Origin of the sequence: Pseudomonas fluorescens (assembly GCF_001902145.1) — a bacterium.
Taxonomy (GTDB): domain Bacteria; phylum Pseudomonadota; class Gammaproteobacteria; order Pseudomonadales; family Pseudomonadaceae; genus Aquipseudomonas; species Aquipseudomonas fluorescens_BV.
This window is the reverse complement of record NZ_MRST01000024.1, coordinates 490536-507631: the sequence shown is the minus strand read 5'-3', so window position 1 is coordinate 507631 and position 17096 is coordinate 490536. Positions and strand designations below refer to the sequence as shown.

The following is a 17096-nucleotide window of genomic DNA, read 5'->3' as shown; positions in this document are numbered from 1 at the left end:
GTTTACACCTTCGCCACGAGTGGGCGACCAAGCAGGCCCTGGGGACGGAAAATCAGAATCACCACCAGCAGGGAGAAACTGAACACGTCTTTGTAGTCAGAGTTGATCAACCCCGAGAACAGCGACTCGGAGATACCGAGGATGATCCCGCCCAGCATCGCCCCAGGCAGGGAGCCGATGCCGCCGAGTACCGCCGCGGTAAACGCCTTGATGCCGATAATGAAGCCGGCATAGAAGTCGAAGGTGCCGTAATTGAGGGTGATGAGCACGCCGGCCAGGGCGGCCATGGCGGCACCGATGACAAACACGTAGGAGATCACGCGATCGGTATTGATGCCCAGGATCGAGGCCATCTTGCGGTCTTGCTGGGTAGCGCGGCACATGCGGCCCAGCTTGGTGTATTTGATGATGTAGGTGAGCAAGGCCATGCCGGCAAAAGCGGCGACCAGGATGAACACTTTGGTGTAGGTCAGTTGCACGAACCCGGTGCCGATATCGACACGCCAGGCGCCGGCCAGCAGAGTGGGAATGCCTTGTTGCTTGGCGCCCTGGGCGATCTGCGCGTAGTTCTGCAGGATCAGGGAGATACCGATAGCGCTGATCAGCGGTGCCAGCCGGGTGGAGTTACGCAGGGGTTTGTAGGCGACACGCTCAATCACCCAACCGTACACGCCGGTGACGACCACGGTGAAGATCAAGGTACCGAGAATGAGCAGCGGGAAGGATTCGATGCCGAAGTAAGCCAGCAGTGCCAGACTGATCGCCGCGAGGTAAGCGGAAATCATATAAACCTCGCCGTGGGCGAAGTTGATCATGCCAATGATGCCATAGACCATTGTGTAGCCGATGGCGATCAGGCCATAGACCGACCCGAGGGTCAGGCCGTTGACCAGTTGCTGCAGGAAAATACCATCCATAACGCAATCTCACGCGGTGAGCACCTGCACACCGGTAGGTGTGCGGCGCTTCTGGAGGAAAAGACAGGTCGGGGTCAAAACACAGCCCTTATGTGGGAGCGGGCTTGCTCGCGAATGCGGTGTGTCATAAACACATTCGGCGACTGACACTCTGCTTTCGCGAGCAAGCCCGCTCCCACATTGAGTCCGTGGTGCTTGTACTTACTTCTGCTTTTCCAACTGATGGTATTTGCCGTCTTTGTCCCACTGGTAAACCACGTAGTCAGAGACTTTCAGGTCGCCTTTGCCGTCCCATTCCTTCTTGCCCATCACCGTCTGGACCGGGTTGGCCTTGAGCCACTTGGCAGCGTCTTCGCCCTTGTTGGACTTGGCACCGTTGAAGCCGGCGGCCAGGGCCTGGATCGAGGCGTAGGCGTACAGGGTGTAGCCTTCAGGCTCGGTGCCGTTCTTGCGGAACTCTTCCACGACCGTCTTGCTGTCTGGCAGCAGGCGCGGGTCGGCGCCGAAGGTCATGTACACGCCATCGACGTACTGCGCGCCGCCGGCGGTGGCTACGAGTTCGTCGGTGACCACGCCGTCATCGGACATGAACTTGACGTCTTTCAAGCCCGCTTCACGGATCTGGCGCACCAATGGGCCGGCTTCCGGATGCAGGCCGCCGAAGTACACGACGTCGGCGCCCAGGGAACGGATCTTGGTGACCAGGGCGCTGAAGTCTTTCTCGCCACGGGTCAGGCCCTCCTCCAGCACCGGCTTGACGCCGCGCTTGGTCAACTGGGCTGCGGTGGCGTCGGCCAGGCCTTTGCCGTAGGTGTCCTTGTCGTTGATCACCGCGACTTTCTTGCCCTTGAGCACATCGACGATGTAGTCGCCGGCCACGATGCCTTGCTGGTCGTCACGCCCGCACATACGGAACATGGCGGCCAGGCCGCGTTCGGTGACCTGTGGGTTGGTGGAGCCTGGCGTGATGGCGATGATGCCCGCCTCGTCATAGACCTCAGACGCCGGGATGGTGTTGGACGAGCAGAAGTGCCCGACCACGCCGATCACTTTGTCCTGGTCGGCCAGGCGGTTGGCCACGGCCACGGCCTGCTTGGGTTCGCAGGCGTCATCGCCCGCCACCAGTACGATTTTCTCGCCGTTGATACCGCCGGCCTTGTTGATCACCTCGGCTGCCGCCTGGGCACCCTTCATGTACTGCTCACCGAAAGCGGCGTTGGCACCCGTCATCGGGCCCGCCACACCAATTTTCACATCAGCTTGGACAAACGTAGAAACACCCAGCGCCGCAGCAACGGCGAGGGCCAGAAAACCTTTCTTGTAAAACGTCTGGGACATGAGTGGTGCTCCGATATTTTTGATTTTTGGCACGACAACTTGCATTCAAACCTTTCACCGAAAGCTCAGAGCAAGCCGCGTGCCATTACTTTTTTATTCTTCAAAAAGACACGGTGTCATTGTTATTACAGGCGTTTCGACGCCTTTTGCCAGGACGTGCAACCGTCTAGCGTCTATAGGTGCAACCAACACTCCAAAAAAGTACAACCTTGGCAGGTCGCACCTGCAACCACAGGCATAAACGACAGTTCCTACAGCTGTAACAATGTGCGTAACGGAACTGCACATTTACAGTGCGTGATTGCTACGACTTGCACCAATACAGATGGGTAGCCTGCTAAGAAAACGCAGGCTTCTGAGGGGTATTTCGCTGATCAGATCACGATCCTCAGGCATTGCCCGGCGTGATAGAGCGAGAAGCCGGCTTCATACAGACAACTGCGCAGGCCCACGGCGGCCAGGGGTTGCATGGGCGCAAAAGGAATCGGTAAGGCTTGGGGGGCCTGGTGACACAGGTAGTCGGCAAACGCCTTGCCCACCACGCTGCCGGTGGTCACGCCGCGCCCGTTATAACCGGTGACTGCCACCAGGCCGGGGGCCGGTTCAAACAGGCGCATCAAGTGGTCGGGAGTGAACGCGATGCAGCCGGTCCAGGTGTATTCCCACTGCACCGGTTTGAGGTACGGGAAGTAGTGTTGCTGCACCCGATCGGCCCATGCTTTGAGGAACCACGCCGGTTTCTGGTTGCCGTTACCCAGGCTGCCCAACAACAGGCGGCCATCGGCATCGCGGCGAATACTGCTCAGGACTTGGCGCGTGTCCCATGACCCCTGGCCGCCGGGGAGGATTTGCCGGGCGGCGTCATCGGTCAGCGGCGCCGAGGCCACCTGGTAGTAATAGCCGGGGAAGAAGTTACGCCGCAGCTCAGTCCATTCGCCTTCGGTGTAAGCATTGGAGGCGATCACCACCTGGGCGGCCTGCACCGCCCCCTCGGCAGTCTGCACCGACCAATCAGCGCCTTGACGCTCAAGCTGGGTGACCGGGGAATGATCGAACAATTGCCCGCCCAGCCCCGCGGCGGCATTTGCCAACCCAGTGGTGTAGGCCATGGGGTTCAAGGTGCCGGCGCGCCGATCGAGCAACGCGGCGGCGATTTTTCGGGTGCCGGTGGCGTGCTCGCAGGCCTGGCCGGTGAGTAACTCAACCGGTGCGCCACGGCGCTTCCACTGCTCCTCACGGCTGCGCAAGTCCGCCTCGCCACGGGCGTTGTGCGCCATATGCAAGGTGCCTTCACGGCGCAATTGGCAGTCGATGTTGTACTTGTCGATCAGGCTGAACACCAGGGACGGCGCCGCACCCAACATGCGGTTGAGCTGGCTGCCCACTGCCGTGCCGAAACCGGCTTCGATCTCATCCGGTGGAATCCACAGGCCGGCATTGACCAGCCCGACGTTGCGCCCCGAACCGCCGTGGCCGGTGCGATGGGCCTCCAGTACCGCGACGCTTTTACCCTGTTCCAGCAAATGAATGGCCGCCGACAAACCGGTGATACCGGCGCCGATCACGCACACATCCACCTTGACCGCGCCCTTGAGCGCAGCGCGATCCGGCCGGCTTGGGGTGAGGTGTTCCCATAAACATGTTTCGCGCAGTGCCATTGCCAGACTCCGATGAGACCTAACAAACAACTCAATTCAGTTTCAACTTGGTAATCCGATCAAATGTGGGAGCGGGCTTGCTCGCGAATGCGGTGGATCAGCTGTAAATCTGTTGACTGACACACTGCATTCGCGAGCAAGCCCGCTCCCACATTTTCAACCGCGTTTCGACAGTGGTTTAGTCGAAGGTGATGCCTTGTGCCAACGGCAGCTCCAGCGAGTAGTTCACGGTATTGGTCTGCCTGCGCATATACCCGCGCCACGCATCCGAGCCCGATTCACGCCCGCCGCCGGTTTCTTTTTCACCCCCGAACGCGCCACCGATCTCCGCGCCGCTCGGCCCGATGTTGACGTTGGCAATGCCACAGTCACTGCCCACCGCCGACATGAACTGCTCGGCTTCACGCACGTCGGTGGTGAAGATGCAGGACGACAAGCCTTGTGGCACGGCGTTGTTCAGGCGCAGGGCTTCGGCGAAGTCGGTGTAGCCGACCACGTAAAGAATCGGCGCGAAGGTTTCGCTGCACACCACGTCGCTTTGCTCAGGCATTTCCACGATGGCCGGCGATACGTAGTAGGCGTTGGGGAATTTGTCTTGCAGTTGGCGCTTGCCGCCGAACACCTTGCCGCCTTCGCTCAAGGCTTGCTCAAGGGCGTCCTGCATGTTGTCGAAACTGTGCTTGTCGATCAGCGGGCCGATCAGGTTGCCTTCCAGCGGGTGGCCGATGCGCACTTTGGAATAGGCGGCCTTGAGGCGCGTGACGATCTCTTCCTTGACCGACTCATGGGCGATCAGCCGGCGCAGGGTTGTGCAGCGCTGGCCGGCGGTGCCCACCGCGCTGAACAGGATGGCGCGCACGGCCATGTCGAGGTCGGCGCTTGGGCCGAGGATCATCGCGTTGTTGCCGCCCAGCTCAAGGATGCTGCGGGCGAAACGCGCGGCGACTTTGGGTGCCACTTCGCGGCCCATGCGCGTGCTGCCGGTGGCGCTGATCAGGGCGACGCGCGGGTCATCCACCAGCGCAGCGCCGGCGTCGCGGCCGCCGATGATCACTTGGCTGAGGTACTCGGGGGCACCGTCGAACGTCTTCAACACGCGCTCGAACAGGGCCTGGCAGGCCAGTGCGGTGAGCGGGGTCTTTTCCGACGGTTTCCAGATCACCGCGTTGCCGCACACCAAGGCCAGCGCGGTGTTCCACGCCCACACCGCCACTGGGAAGTTGAAAGCGCTGATCACGCCGACCACGCCCAGTGGGTGCCAGGTTTCACGCATATGGTGGCCGGGGCGCTCGGAGGCGATGGTCAAGCCGTACAACTGGCGCGACAGGCCGACGGCGAAATCGCAGATGTCGATCATTTCCTGCACTTCACCCAAGCCTTCCTGGGTGATCTTGCCGGCTTCCCAGGAAACGAGTTCACCCAGGTCGGCCTTGTACTCGCGCAATACGTCGCCGAACTGGCGCACCAGCTCGCCACGTCGCGGCGCCGGCACTTTGCGCCAGGCTTCGAATGCATGCTCGGCGCGACTGACCTGTTGCTCCACCTCGGCGGCACCTTCCCAATGGACACTGCCGATACGGCTGCCATCAATCGGTGAATGCACGGGTTGTTTCCCAGCCTGGTACAGCGCCGGGTTTACCCCGAGACGATCAAGCAATGCGGCAACCATGGGTCACTCCTTCAAATCTGCGTAGAAAAATCGCGCCGCTACTTGCACGGCGATCCTGAGCCTATTTGTAGCTGGCCCAAGACTTGCCAACAAACGACGATTAGGCGAGATATCATTCCCTTTATTCATGCAAAGAATAAAAAGAGGCATGCCGTGCTGAACAAAAGACATTTGCCCTCGATCACCGCCCTGCAGTGTTTCGAAGCGGCCACCCGCCACCTGAGCTTCACCCGCGCCGCCGAGGAACTGAACCTGACCCAAAGCGCGGTGAGCAAACAAGTAGCGCAGTTGGAAGAGCTGTTGCAACACCTGCTGTTTCGCCGCGTGCGCCGCCGCTTGCAGATGACACCTGCGGGCGACCTGTACCTGGTGGAAGTGCGCAAGATCCTCACCCAGGTGGAAATGTCCACCCACTACCTGCGCTCCTACGGCGGCGAAACCGAAGTGCTGCGCGTGTCCACGCCCTACACGTTTGGCGCACGCTGGCTGGTGCCGCGCCTCAAGGGTTGGCGTTTGCGCCACCCGCAGATCCACCTGGACCTGTGCAACGAACAGGCCCCGGATGAACTGCTGCAAGGCAAGGCCGACATGGCGTTCTATTTCGGCCAGGGCGCACGTCCCGGCACCGAGAGCCTGAAACTGTTCAGTGAAGAGCTGGTACCCGTCTGTTCGCCCGACAGCCTGCCTGCCCAGCCCTTCACCGCCCCTACGCAACTGAGCGAGCTGGTGCTGCTGCAAAACGCCTCGAGGCCCCAGGGCTGGCATGACTGGTTCGCCAGCCAGGGTTTCCATACCGAGCACAGCTACCATGGGCCGCGGTTCGACACGTTCTACATGTGCATTCGCGCGGCACAGGTGGGTTGCGGCGCGGCGCTGTTGCCGCGTTTTTTAGTGGAAGAGGAGTTGGCCGAGGGCAAGTTGGTGATTCCCTGGCAGCATGGGATGCCGAGCCAGGATGCCTACTACCTGGCGTATCCTGAGCATTCAGCGGAGGTGCCCAAAGTGCGCGAATTTGTGAAGTGGATGATGGAGCAGGTTATTTAGTGCCTGAAATATCGCTTTCGCGAACAAGCCCGCTCCCACATTTGGAATGCATTCCAAGTGTGGGAGCGGGCTTGCTCGCGAAAGCGCCAGTGGCCTTGGCAAAAAAATCACTGGCAATCCCCCACAGGTCTATGCGCCACTAACCCCCTTCCTCAATTGTGCGTAAAGGCCGGCCTCCATCGCCGACCCGTCTGGAGATTCCCGTTATGAGCGAGAGTGTGTTTGCCGATCGCATCGTGCAGAACCTGCTCGACACCGACTTCTACAAGCTGACCATGATGCAGGCGGTGCTGCACAACTACCCGAACGTGGAAGTTGAATGGGAGTTTCGTTGCCGTAACAGTGAAGACCTGCGCCCTTACCTGGCGGAGATTCGTTACCAGATCGAGCGCCTCGCCGAGCTGAGCCTGAGCCCCGATCAATTGGGGTTCCTGGAACGCATCAGCTTTATGAAGCCGGATTTTCTGCGTTTCCTCGGGCTGTTTCGCTTCAACCTGCGGTATGTGCAAACCGGCATCGAGAACGGCGAGTTGTTTATCCGCCTGCGCGGGCCGTGGCTGCATGTGATCCTGTTTGAAGTCCCGATGCTGGCTATCGTCAGCGAGGTGCGTAACCGCTACCGCTACCAGACCGTGATCCTTGAACAGGCCCGCGAGCAGTTGTATCGCAAGTTCGACTGGTTGACCGCCAATGCCAGCAGCGAAGAGCTGTCGGAGCTGCAAGTGGCGGACTTCGGCACGCGCCGGCGTTTTTCCTACCGGGTGCAAGAGGAAGTGGTCAGCGTGCTCAAGCACGATTTCCCTGGCCGCTTTGTTGGCACCAGCAATGTGCACCTGGCCCGTGAGTTCGATATGAAGCCGCTGGGTACCATGGCCCATGAATGGATCATGGCCCACCAGCAACTGGGCCCGCGCCTGATCGACAGCCAGATCGCCGCGCTTGATTGCTGGGTGCGCGAGTACCGTGGCCTGCTGGGTATCGCCCTCACCGACTGCATCACCACCGACGCGTTCCTGGGCGACTTCGACTTGTACTTCGCCAAGCTGTTCGACGGCCTGCGCCATGACTCCGGTGATCCGATCCAGTGGGCAGAAAAAGCCATCGCTCACTACCACAAGTTGGGCATCGAACCGATGAGCAAGACCCTGGTGTTCTCCGACAGTCTGACATTGCCCAAGTCGTTGGAGATATTCCGGGCACTGCGTGGTCGCATTAATGTGAGCTTTGGCATCGGCACCAACCTGACCTGTGATATTCCAGGGGTGGAACCGATGAGCATCGTGCTTAAAATGACAGCCTGCAATGGCCAGCCCGTCGCGAAAATCTCCGATGAAGCGGGCAAGACCCATTGCACCGACCCGAATTTTGTCGCCTATTTGCGTCACGTTTTCAAAGTACCTGCCCTATCCAGCAAGGAGTGAATCATGCAAGCCGTACAGCGTGAGATTGCACAACAGCTCAAGGTGCAAGCCCCGTTCAAGGACCAGGCCGCACTCGAAGCCGAGGTTGCCCGGCGCGTGGCCTTTATCCAGGACTGCCTGCGCAATTCCGGGCTCAAGACACTGGTGCTCGGCATCAGTGGCGGTGTCGACTCCCTGACCGCAGGCCTCTTGGCCCAACGTGCGGTGCAGGAACTGCGCGCCAGCACCGGCGATGAGGCGTACCGCTTTATTGCCGTGCGCCTGCCCTACGAAACCCAGTTCGACGAACACGACGCCCAGGCCTCGGTGGACTTTATCGAGCCGGATGAGCGCCAGACCGTCAACATCGGCCCGGCGGTGAAAGCCCTGGCCAATGAAGTGACCGCCTTTGAAGGCAAGGCCGCAGCGTCCCGCGACTTCGTGCTGGGCAATACCAAGGCGCGCATGCGCATGGTGGCGCAGTACACCATCGCCGGCGCGGTCGGTGGGCTGGTGATCGGCACCGACCATGCGGCGGAAGCGGTGATGGGCTTTTACACCAAGTTCGGTGACGGGGCTTGCGACCTGGCGCCGTTGAGCGGGCTGGTGAAGCATCAGGTGCGTGCCATTGCCCGCCACTTTGGCGCGCCGGAATCGCTGGTGGAGAAGGTGCCGACCGCCGACCTCGAAGACCTGTCGCCGGGCAAGCCGGACGAGGCGTCACATGGCGTGACCTATGCCGAGATCGATGCGTTCCTGCAGGGGGAGCCGGTGCGTGAGGAGGCGTTCAGGATTATCTGCGATACCTATCGCAAGACTGAGCACAAGCGGGTGATGCCGTTTGCGCCTTGAGGTGAACCAGATCGTTTTGCATTGATTGTCAGATCGCCTTCGCGAGCAAGCCCGCTCCCACAGTTGACCGAGTTCCAACATGAGAATGCGGTCGAATGTGGGAGCGGGCTTGCTCGCGAAGAACGATAACGCGGTCTTACTTCAGGACCACAGCACCTTTCATCATGGAGTTATGGCCAGGGAACGAGCAGAAGAACTCGTAATCAGTACCTGCTGCCAGCTTGGACACGTCGAAGGTCACCGAATCTGTCTCACCAGCGCCAATGATCTTGGTATGGGCGATGACGCGGGTGTCGCCTTCTTTCAGGTAGTTCTTGTCAATGCCAGCCGCCATGCCGTCGGTGGCGACGCCGGCCATGTCGGCCTTGGTGGTCAGCACCCAGTTATGGCCCATCACGTTTTTCGGCAGGTTGCCCGAGTGCTTCAGCTCAACGGTGAACTGCTTGCAGCTCTTGTCGATGGTGATTTCTTTAGTGTTGAACGACATCTGGTCAGTGGAGTCGACAGTGACCTTGCACTCTGCAGCAAGCAACTGGCCGCTCGCCAGAGTCAGCAGGGAAACAGCAACGAGTTTGGCAAACATGTGAATCTCCAAGGCAGGGTTTTAAAAACGCGGATTGCGGTAAGGGTGCCTCAATCAGGCTTGAGTTCTTATGATCTGCATCAACAGATTGTATACAACTTTAGGCTATCAGCTTCATCAACACAATCAACCAGCCAAACTGCCGCCCCCTGATTATGATCGGCCCATCACTCACGGGAGTTCATGCCATGCACCTTAATCACCTGTTCAACGGCCTTCTGGCTGCCTACGCCTGCGGTAAGTGAAAGCAAAGGGCACCTTGAAGCTGCTACCATGACGACCCAAGGCAGCTGCGCGCCGCCACCCTCACCTTCGACCCTAGAGGATCGCCCATGGCCAAACCTAATTACTCCTTCGCCAAACGTCAGAGAGACTTGGCCAAGGAACAGAAGAAAGAGGAAAAGCTGCAACGCAAGAAAGCCGCTGCAGACGAAGAAGCCGGCGCACTGAACCCGGATGCCGAAGGTGAAGCGGCAACTGACGAGACCGAAACCCCGAAAGACCCGGCTGAATAAGCATTCCTGTAGGAGCGAGCTTGCTCGCGAAGAACGTCAACGATGACGCGGGACGCCTGGATTAACGTGGCGCCCCAAGATCCTTCGCGAGCAAGCTCGCTCCCATTACAAAAATCGACAGCCCGCAGTCATTATTCCAGCGGCATCACCGTCACCCGCACCTCCGGATCATGGCTGCCTCCCCCCAGAATCACCCCACGCAACGGCGACACATCGGAAAAGTCCCGGCCCCAGGCCAGGGTGATGTGCTCCAACGCCGGCTGCACATTGTTGGTCGGGTCAAAATCCACCCAGCCTGATACCGGGCAAAACACCGAGACCCACGCATGGGACGCATCCGCGCCAATCAGCCGTGGCTGGCCGGACGGTGGCTGGGTCAGCAGATAGCCGCTGATATAGCGCGCCGCCAGGCCACGCGAACGCAGGCAGGCAAGCATCAGGTGAGCGAAGTCCTGGCACACGCCGCGACGGCGCTCCAGCACTTCCACCAGCGGCGTGGCGACCTGGGTGGCTTCGGCATCGAAGGTAAATTCGCTGAAGATCTTCTCCATCAATGCCTGCGTGCCCAACAGTAGAGGTTCGCCGGGCGGGAAGCAGCTTTCAGAGAACTCGACGAAGGTTTTCTTCAGATGAACATAGGGCGACTCGAAGCGATAGCGGCAGGCTTCGATCAAGTCGGCGATCAAAGGCTGGCTGCTGTAGGTCAGGCTGTCGCGGGTGTGGTCCCAGGGCGGCGACCGCTGGAAGTCCAGAGCGGGTCGCGCCAGCACTTCTACAGTGAGCCCGGCGTTCACCAGTAATTCATCATGGGGCCGTTCGAACGCCAGGCGGGTGATCGGGTTGCCGAACACGTCCAGCTCATCGCGGCGCGAGGTGGGTTCCGGGCTGATATCCAACTGCTGCCAGGTGCACTTCTGCCAGGCGCACGGCCGTGGCCAGAGGTGCGCCAGTTGCTGGGCCAGGGACACCGGGCTGTCGTAGTGGTAATGGGTATCGTGGAAAATCTGATAGCGCGCGCTCATTACACCGACACCGTTTGCTGGCTGACATCATCCACATGGGCAAAATGGCGCAACGCCAGGCGATCCGACACTTGCCCGCTTTCATCGGCCACCGCTTGCAGCAAGTCGGCCAGGCCGTCCAGCGCGGCACGCACGCTGGTTTCGCCAAACAGGCCGTTCTCCAGGCAGCCCAGGTCAAAACGCGCCAGGCACTCGACCAAAGGCGCCAGCCCGGTTTCACGGGGCACGCCAAAATCATCATTGAGACGGCGCAGGGTGCGGCTCACCAACTTGAGCTGGAACAGCACCGCATGGGGGTTCTGCTCGTCGAGCAGCAGCAGGTCGAGCACCGGGATCAACTGCGGCACCGCCAGGTAGCGCGAGCGGTAGGTGATGCTGCTGTTGCCCAGCTCCAGCAACCATTCCAGCCCGGCCTGATCGAACACCGCCACGCCGCGTAGGAACGCCGCAAGGCTACTGCTCAGAAATTGCAGACGCTCGATACGCCGGCCCATCATCAAGAAGCGCCAGCCTTCATCGCGGGTCATGTCGTCCAGGGCGAAACCGGACAGTGCCGCCAGGGACATCACCAGGCGGTTGAGAAAGTCGAGCAGCTCGCCAAAATCTGCGGTGTCGCTTTCCAGCTCCATGGCTTCGCGTTGCAACTCCACCAGGGCCTGCCAGTTTTCCCGGGACAACTTGCCGCGCACCTGGGACGCCGCCCACTGCAGGCGCTGCAGGTTGGCGCGCAAACTTGAAGGCCAGTCATCACCCAGCAAGGCGGCGAGCAGACGCTCAGGCAACTCGCCCTCCTCCGGCAGCAGACGCAGGCTTTCGCCCAGTTCGACGGCGGCCTGCAACGCCAGCGGATCGTCGCCATCGACATACCGCGCCAGCACGATGCGCAGCCAGCGCGCACTGTCGTCGCAGCGCTCGCAGTAACGACCGAACCAGAACAGGTTTTCCACCACGCGCGAGGGCAGATAGGGATCGCGGCGCACCAGGTCATAGGCGCCAATGGTGCGTTGGGCGCGCCACTGCTCGCCACCCGGCACGCGTTCGCCGAGCACCCAGGTGTCCTTGCTCGCCCCGCCGCGCTGCATCGACACCACCTCGGCATCGGCGTCGGCCGCCACGCGAGTCAGGCCGCCGGGCAGTACCCGATAGCCGTCATCACTGGCCACGGCGTAGACACGCATGCCAATGGCACGGTGTTGCAGGTGGTCATCCACGGTGTGCCATACCGGCGCCTGAGACAGTTGCGCCAGCTCTTGGGCGACATAGGCATAGGGCCGCGCACGCATGCGTTCGGCCAGGGCCTGGCGCTGTTCATCATCAAGGTCGCGACCAAACACCGGGGCGAAACTTTGCGAGGGGAATGCCGGCTTGATCAACAGCTCCGGCAGCTTCTCCAGGGCTTCGGCGAGTACCGGCGCTTCACCGCACCACCAGGTGGCAATCGATGGCAGGATCAAGGCTTCACCGAACAAAAACTCGTTGATCCTGGGCAAAAAGCCCAGCAACCCAGGGGACTCCAGCACGCCGCTGCCCAACGCATTGGCCACCAGCACATTGCCTTGGCGCACGGCGTCGAGCAGGCCCGGCACGCCGAGCGCGGAGTCGGTGCGCAGCTCCAGCGGGTCGCAGAAATCATCATCAAGGCGACGCATGATCGCGTGCACCCGGCGCAGGCCGCTAAGGGTTTTCAGGAACACGGTGCTGTCGCGCACGGTGAGGTCGCCGCCCTCTACCAAGGGGTAGCCGAGCTGGCGCGCCAGGTACAGGTGTTCGAAATAGCTTTCGTTGAAACGCCCCGGCGTGAGCAGCACGATCAGTGGCGGCTGGTCATCGCCAGGGGCCTGGCGCGCCAGGGTTTCCTGCAACGTGCGAAAGAAACCGGTGAGGTGCTGCACCTGCATATCCCGGTACAGGTCCGGGAAAGCGCGGGACACGATGGTGCGGTTTTCCAGGGCGTAGCCGGCGCCCGACGGGGCTTGGGTACGGTCGGCGGTGACCCACCAGCGGCCATCCGGCGTGCGTGCCAGGTCGACCGCGTACAGATGCAGGAACGCACCGTCGGGCGGCTGGATACCCTGGCACGGCCACAGAAAATTGTTATGCCCGAACACCAGTTCGGCGGGCAGCAAGCCTTCCTTGATCAGGCGCTGCGGGCCATACAGGTCGGCCAGTACCGCATTGAGCAGGCGCGCACGCTGGGCGATGCCAGCCGACAGTTGCTGCCACTCCTCAGCGGCCAGCACATGGGGCAACAGGTCCAGCTCCCAGGGGCGATCGGCGCCCTTGGGGTCGGCGTAGACGTTGTAGGTCACGCCGTTTTCCTGGATCTGCCGCGTCAGCAATGCCTGGCGCTGGGCCAGTTGTGCGGACGTGCTGCGTTGCAGGTGATCGAACAAGCGTCGCCAATGAGCACGCACCGCGCCGCTGTCGTCCAGTAGTTCGTGATAGGTGCCCGCGGTGAGCGGGTAACGGTCGAGCAAGTCGGACATGGAACGCTCGGCAGAGGCAAGGGAAGTCAAAGTCACCACAGTCTAATGTGGGAGCGGGCTTGCTCGCGAATGCGGCGGGTCAGTCTATGCATATTTCGACTGATACACCGCTTTCGCGAGCAAGCCCGCTCCCACATTTGGATCGCATTCAGTCATTTTTATGGGGAAAGCGTCGCAGGTCCAAGGTCATCGGCAACTCGTCATTAATCACCAGAGCAGGCACCGCAAGCTTGCCCGGGCTATGCCCCAAGCGGAAAAACCGCGCCATGCGCCGGCTCTCCGCCTCATTGGCATTGACCGGCAGGCTGTCGTAATTGCGCCCGCCCGGGTGCGCCACATGGTATTGGCAGCCGCCCAACGAGCGCTGCATCCAGGTGTCGAGCAAGTCGAATACCAGCGGCGCATGCACGGGGATGGTCGGTTGCAGGCAGTTGGCCGGTTGCCAGGCGCGGTAACGCACGCCCGCCACGAACTCGCCGACGCGGCCGGTCGCTTGCAGCGGCACCGGCACGCCATTGCAGGTCAGCAGGTAGCGTTGCGGTGGCAACCCGCTCAACTTCACTTGCAGGCGCTCCAGGGACGAATCCACATAGCGCACCGTGCCACCCACTGCGCCCTCCTCGCCCAGCACGTGCCAGGGTTCCAAGGCCTGGCGCAGTTCCAGTTCGATACCGCTGACGGCGTAGTCGCCCACCTTGGGGAAACGAAACTCCAGGTGCGCCGCGAACCATTCGGCACGCAGCGGGTAGCCGGCCGCGTTCAGCTCGACGATCACGTCGGCAAAGTCCTGCTCGATAAAGTGCGGCAACAGGAAACGGTCATGCAGTTCAGTGCCCCAGCGCGCCAGCTTCGGCGGCGCATAGGGCTCGCGCCAGAACCGCGCGACCAGCGCCCGCAGCAACAACTGCTGGGTCAGGCTCATGCGCGCGTGGGGCGGCATTTCAAAGGCGCGCAGTTCCAGCAGCCCCAGGCGGCCAGTGGCGCCGTCGGGTGAGTAGAGTTTGTCGATACAGAATTCGGCGCGATGGGTATTGCCTGTCACGTCGATCAGCAGGTTGCGCAACAGGCGATCCACCAACCATGGCGGGCAGTCCTCGCCCGGTGCCGGCATCTGCGCGAAGGCGATTTCCAGTTCATACAGCGCATCATTGCGCGCCTCATCTACCCTGGGGGCCTGGGAGGTGGGGCCGATAAACAGGCCGGAGAACAAATAGGACAACGACGGGTGGTTATGCCAGTAGCTGATCAGGCTGCGCAGCAGGTCCGGCCGACGCAGGAAGGGCGAATCCTTGGGCGTCGCACCGCCCAGCACGAAGTGGTTACCGCCACCCGTGCCGGTGTGACGCCCGTCGATCATGAATTTTTCGGTGGTCAGCCGGGTTTGCCGGGCCTCTTCGTAGAGGAATTCGGTGCGTTCCACCAACTCGTCCCAGGTGGTGGACGGCTGTACGTTGACCTCGATGACACCAGGGTCTGGCGTGACCCGGAAATTGCTCAGGCGCGTATCCGCTGGCGGCTCGTAGCCCTCCAGCAGTACCGGGCAATGCAGCTCTTGGGCGGTGGCCTCAATGGCAGTCACCAGCTCCAGGTAATCCTCGACGCGCTCCAGCGGCGGCATAAACAGGTACAGGCGCCCTTCGCGTGCTTCGGCGCACAGCGCGGTACGGGTCAGCCAGTCAGCAGACTCGTCAACCTTGGGCACACGCTCATCACCCGGCGCGGGCTCGCCATGGTTTTGCAACTGGGCGCTGGTCGGCAGATCCGGCTGATCCTGGTTAGGGTCGGTCGGATGCACAAACGGATACTGCGCCGCAGTCACCCAGGGCTGCGAAGCGAGCGGCAGGCGATAGCCCAGCGGCGAATCCCCCGGCACCAGGCGGCAATGGTTGTCGCGCAGGTACCAACGCCCACTCTGCCAGCGGTCATTGGCCGCAGTCCGTGCCAGCGGCAGCACTTGGCCGATGACTTTATCCAGGCCCTGGCTGAACACCTTGCGCAGGCGCTCACGCTCCAGGTCGTCGCTCAGGCGCGGGTCCTGGGCGGTGACGTTCTGGGGCAGCGCACCTTCGCGCCACAGGTAGTAGTAATTGTCCTCGAACGCAGGGAACACAAAGCGCGCCGGCAGTTTCAGGCGCTCGGCGACGCTGGCCAGGAAACGCCCAGCCATCACCCCATCGGCGCCATAGTCCTGCTGTTCATCGGCGATCAGCGCGCTGTTGTGCCAGATCGGCACGCCATCGCGGCGCCAATAGCAGTTGAGCGACCAGCGCGGCAGTTGCTCGCCGGGGTACCACTTGCCTTGGCCGAAATGCACCAGGCCCTTGGGCGCATAGTGCTGGCGCAGGCGCTGGAACAGCTCGGCCGACAGGCGACGCTTGTCCGGGCCCAGGGCTGCGGTGTTCCACTCGGCGCCGTCGGGATCGTCGATAGAAACGAAGGTCGGCTCGCCGCCCATGGTCAGGCGTACGTCGTGCTTGAGCAGGTCGCCGTCGATCTGCCGGCCCAGAGCCTGGATCGCCAGCCATTGTTCTTCGGTGTAGGGCTTGGTCACCCGTGGCGCTTCCCAGATGCGCTCCACCGACATCTCATGGGTGAACTCGCATTCGCACGGCTCAACCAACCCACTGATCGGCGCGGCAGACGATGGATCAGGGCTGCAGGCCAAGGGGATATGCCCTTCACCGGCGAACAACCCGGATGTGGCATCCAGTCCAATCCAGCCAGCGCCGGGCAAATACACTTCGCACCAGGCGTGCAGGTCGGTGAAGTCCACCTCGGTACCGGACGGGCCGTCGAGGGCTTTGACGTCAGCGGTGAGCTGGATCAGGTAACCAGAGACAAATCGTGCCGCCAAGCCGAGGTTGCGCAGCAATTGCACCAACAACCAGGCCGAGTCGCGGCAGGAGCCGGATGCGTTTTCCAGGGTGAATTCCGGGGTTTGCACGCCCGGTTCCATGCGAATCAGGTAACCGATATCGGCGGCCAGGCGCTGGTTGAGGCCGACCAGGAAATCCACAGCAGGCAGCGGCGTGCGGTCGATACCGGCCAGGTAGGCGGCAAACCTTGGCGTCAGCGGCAAGGTTTCCAGGTACGGCGCCAGCTCGCGCTGCTCATCGGCGGCGTAGCTGAACGGGATTTTTTCGGCGTAGGGTTCCAGGAAAAAATCGAACGGATTGAACACCGCCATCTCGGCGACCAGGTCGACCTCAATGCGCAACTCGTCAGTCTTTTCCGGGAACACCAGGCGCGCCAGGTAATTGCCCTGGGGGTCTTGCTGCCAGTTGATGAAATGCTGCTCGGGCAACACCTTCAGCGCGTAGGACAGTATTCGCGTACGGCTATGGGCTGCCGGGCGTAGCCGAACGATCTGTGGGCCGAGTTCGACAGCACGGTCGTAGCGGTAATGCGTAACGTGGTGCAACGCGACATGAATCGACACGGCGGCCTCCTGCGAGCCAGGGCATAAGCACAACGCGCGCAAGACTTATGCCACAGCAGCAGTCATTGCACTAAAACGTCAGGCCCGGTGCAGTACAGCACCAAAACAGCGCCAACGTTGCGGCTATGGTGCAGGCGCTGCACACATTTGTAGCGCCGGGCTGAGGGCAGGTG

12 protein-coding genes are annotated in these 17096 nt (G+C 61.6%); 4 read left to right on the top strand and 8 right to left on the bottom strand.

Annotation, left to right across the window (positions count from 1 at the left end):
- Positions 1–2: 2 nt before the first annotated feature.
- From BUE92_RS16210 to amaB, 4 genes are all read right to left on the bottom strand, one after another.
- Positions 3–917: an ABC transporter permease subunit gene (locus BUE92_RS16210; protein WP_003188099.1), complete on the bottom strand. Its 915-nt coding sequence runs from the start codon at positions 915–917 to the stop codon at positions 3–5.
- 201 nt (positions 918–1118) lie between these two features.
- On the bottom strand, positions 1119–2255 hold the full coding sequence (locus BUE92_RS16205; protein WP_073524907.1) for a branched-chain amino acid ABC transporter substrate-binding protein: 1137 nt from the start codon (positions 2253–2255) through the stop codon (positions 1119–1121).
- Positions 2256–2629: 374 nt separating this feature from the next.
- Positions 2630–3913, bottom strand: a complete 1284-nt coding sequence (amaA, locus tag BUE92_RS16200) for an L-pipecolate oxidase (RefSeq protein WP_073524905.1) — start codon at positions 3911–3913, stop codon at positions 2630–2632.
- 178 nt (positions 3914–4091) lie between these two features.
- Entirely contained in the window at positions 4092–5582 is a 1491-nt protein-coding gene (amaB, locus tag BUE92_RS16195; protein WP_073524902.1) for an L-piperidine-6-carboxylate dehydrogenase, read from the bottom strand.
- 153 nt (positions 5583–5735) lie between these two features.
- Here amaB and BUE92_RS16190 point away from each other — a divergent pair, with 153 nt between their 5' ends.
- From BUE92_RS16190 to nadE, 3 genes are all read left to right on the top strand, one after another.
- Positions 5736–6626: a LysR family transcriptional regulator gene (locus BUE92_RS16190; protein WP_073524900.1), complete on the top strand. Its 891-nt coding sequence runs from the start codon at positions 5736–5738 to the stop codon at positions 6624–6626.
- Between the two features lie 206 nt (positions 6627–6832).
- On the top strand, positions 6833–8047 hold the full coding sequence (pncB, locus tag BUE92_RS16185; RefSeq protein ID WP_073524899.1) for a nicotinate phosphoribosyltransferase: 1215 nt from the start codon (positions 6833–6835) through the stop codon (positions 8045–8047).
- A gap of 3 nt (positions 8048–8050) precedes the next feature.
- The gene (gene nadE, locus BUE92_RS16180; RefSeq protein ID WP_073524898.1) at positions 8051–8878 is read left to right on the top strand and encodes an ammonia-dependent NAD(+) synthetase; all 828 of its coding nucleotides are present in this window, start codon (positions 8051–8053) and stop codon (positions 8876–8878) included.
- A 136-nt stretch (positions 8879–9014) separates the two neighbouring features.
- Here the strand turns inward: nadE and azu are convergent, their stop codons facing one another.
- Positions 9015–9461, bottom strand: coding sequence for an azurin (gene azu, locus BUE92_RS16175; RefSeq protein ID WP_073524897.1), 447 nt, complete (start codon positions 9459–9461; stop codon positions 9015–9017).
- Positions 9462–9793: 332 nt separating this feature from the next.
- Between azu and BUE92_RS16170 the strand changes: the two genes are divergently transcribed.
- A complete protein-coding gene (locus tag BUE92_RS16170; protein ID WP_005784271.1) occupies positions 9794–9976 on the top strand; it encodes a hypothetical protein in 183 nt (60 codons plus the stop codon).
- Between the two features lie 131 nt (positions 9977–10107).
- On the opposite strand, the gene BUE92_RS16165 is transcribed toward BUE92_RS16170, so the two are convergent.
- From BUE92_RS16165 to BUE92_RS16155, 3 genes are all read right to left on the bottom strand, one after another.
- Positions 10108–10998 (bottom strand): transglutaminase family protein, encoded by an 891-nt coding sequence (locus BUE92_RS16165; protein ID WP_073524896.1) that lies wholly within the window; start codon positions 10996–10998, stop codon positions 10108–10110.
- Entirely contained in the window at positions 10998–13484 is a 2487-nt protein-coding gene (locus tag BUE92_RS16160; RefSeq protein ID WP_073524895.1) for a circularly permuted type 2 ATP-grasp protein, read from the bottom strand. Before BUE92_RS16160 ends, BUE92_RS16165 begins: the two co-directional genes overlap by 1 nt.
- A 148-nt stretch (positions 13485–13632) precedes the next feature.
- A complete protein-coding gene (locus tag BUE92_RS16155) occupies positions 13633–16923 on the bottom strand; it encodes a transglutaminase family protein (protein WP_073524894.1) in 3291 nt (1096 codons plus the stop codon).
- Between the last annotated feature and the right edge of the window lie 173 nt (positions 16924–17096).

Excerpts from the sequence above, each read along its gene's own strand:
- BUE92_RS16210 (WP_003188099.1), bottom strand. The coding sequence starts at position 917 with ATGGATGGTATTTTCCTGCAGCAACTGGTCAACGGCCTGACCCTCGGG.
- BUE92_RS16205 (WP_073524907.1), bottom strand. The coding sequence starts at position 2,255 with ATGTCCCAGACGTTTTACAAGAAAGGTTTTCTGGCCCTCGCCGTTGCT.
- amaA (WP_073524905.1), bottom strand. The coding sequence starts at position 3,913 with ATGGCACTGCGCGAAACATGTTTATGGGAACACCTCACCCCAAGCCGG.
- amaB (WP_073524902.1), bottom strand. The coding sequence starts at position 5,582 with ATGGTTGCCGCATTGCTTGATCGTCTCGGGGTAAACCCGGCGCTGTAC.
- pncB (WP_073524899.1), top strand. The coding sequence starts at position 6,833 with ATGAGCGAGAGTGTGTTTGCCGATCGCATCGTGCAGAACCTGCTCGAC.
- nadE (WP_073524898.1), top strand. The coding sequence starts at position 8,051 with ATGCAAGCCGTACAGCGTGAGATTGCACAACAGCTCAAGGTGCAAGCC.
- azu (WP_073524897.1), bottom strand. The coding sequence starts at position 9,461 with ATGTTTGCCAAACTCGTTGCTGTTTCCCTGCTGACTCTGGCGAGCGGC.
- BUE92_RS16170 (WP_005784271.1), top strand. The coding sequence starts at position 9,794 with ATGGCCAAACCTAATTACTCCTTCGCCAAACGTCAGAGAGACTTGGCC.
- BUE92_RS16165 (WP_073524896.1), bottom strand. The coding sequence starts at position 10,998 with ATGAGCGCGCGCTATCAGATTTTCCACGATACCCATTACCACTACGAC.
- BUE92_RS16160 (WP_073524895.1), bottom strand. The coding sequence starts at position 13,484 with ATGTCCGACTTGCTCGACCGTTACCCGCTCACCGCGGGCACCTATCAC.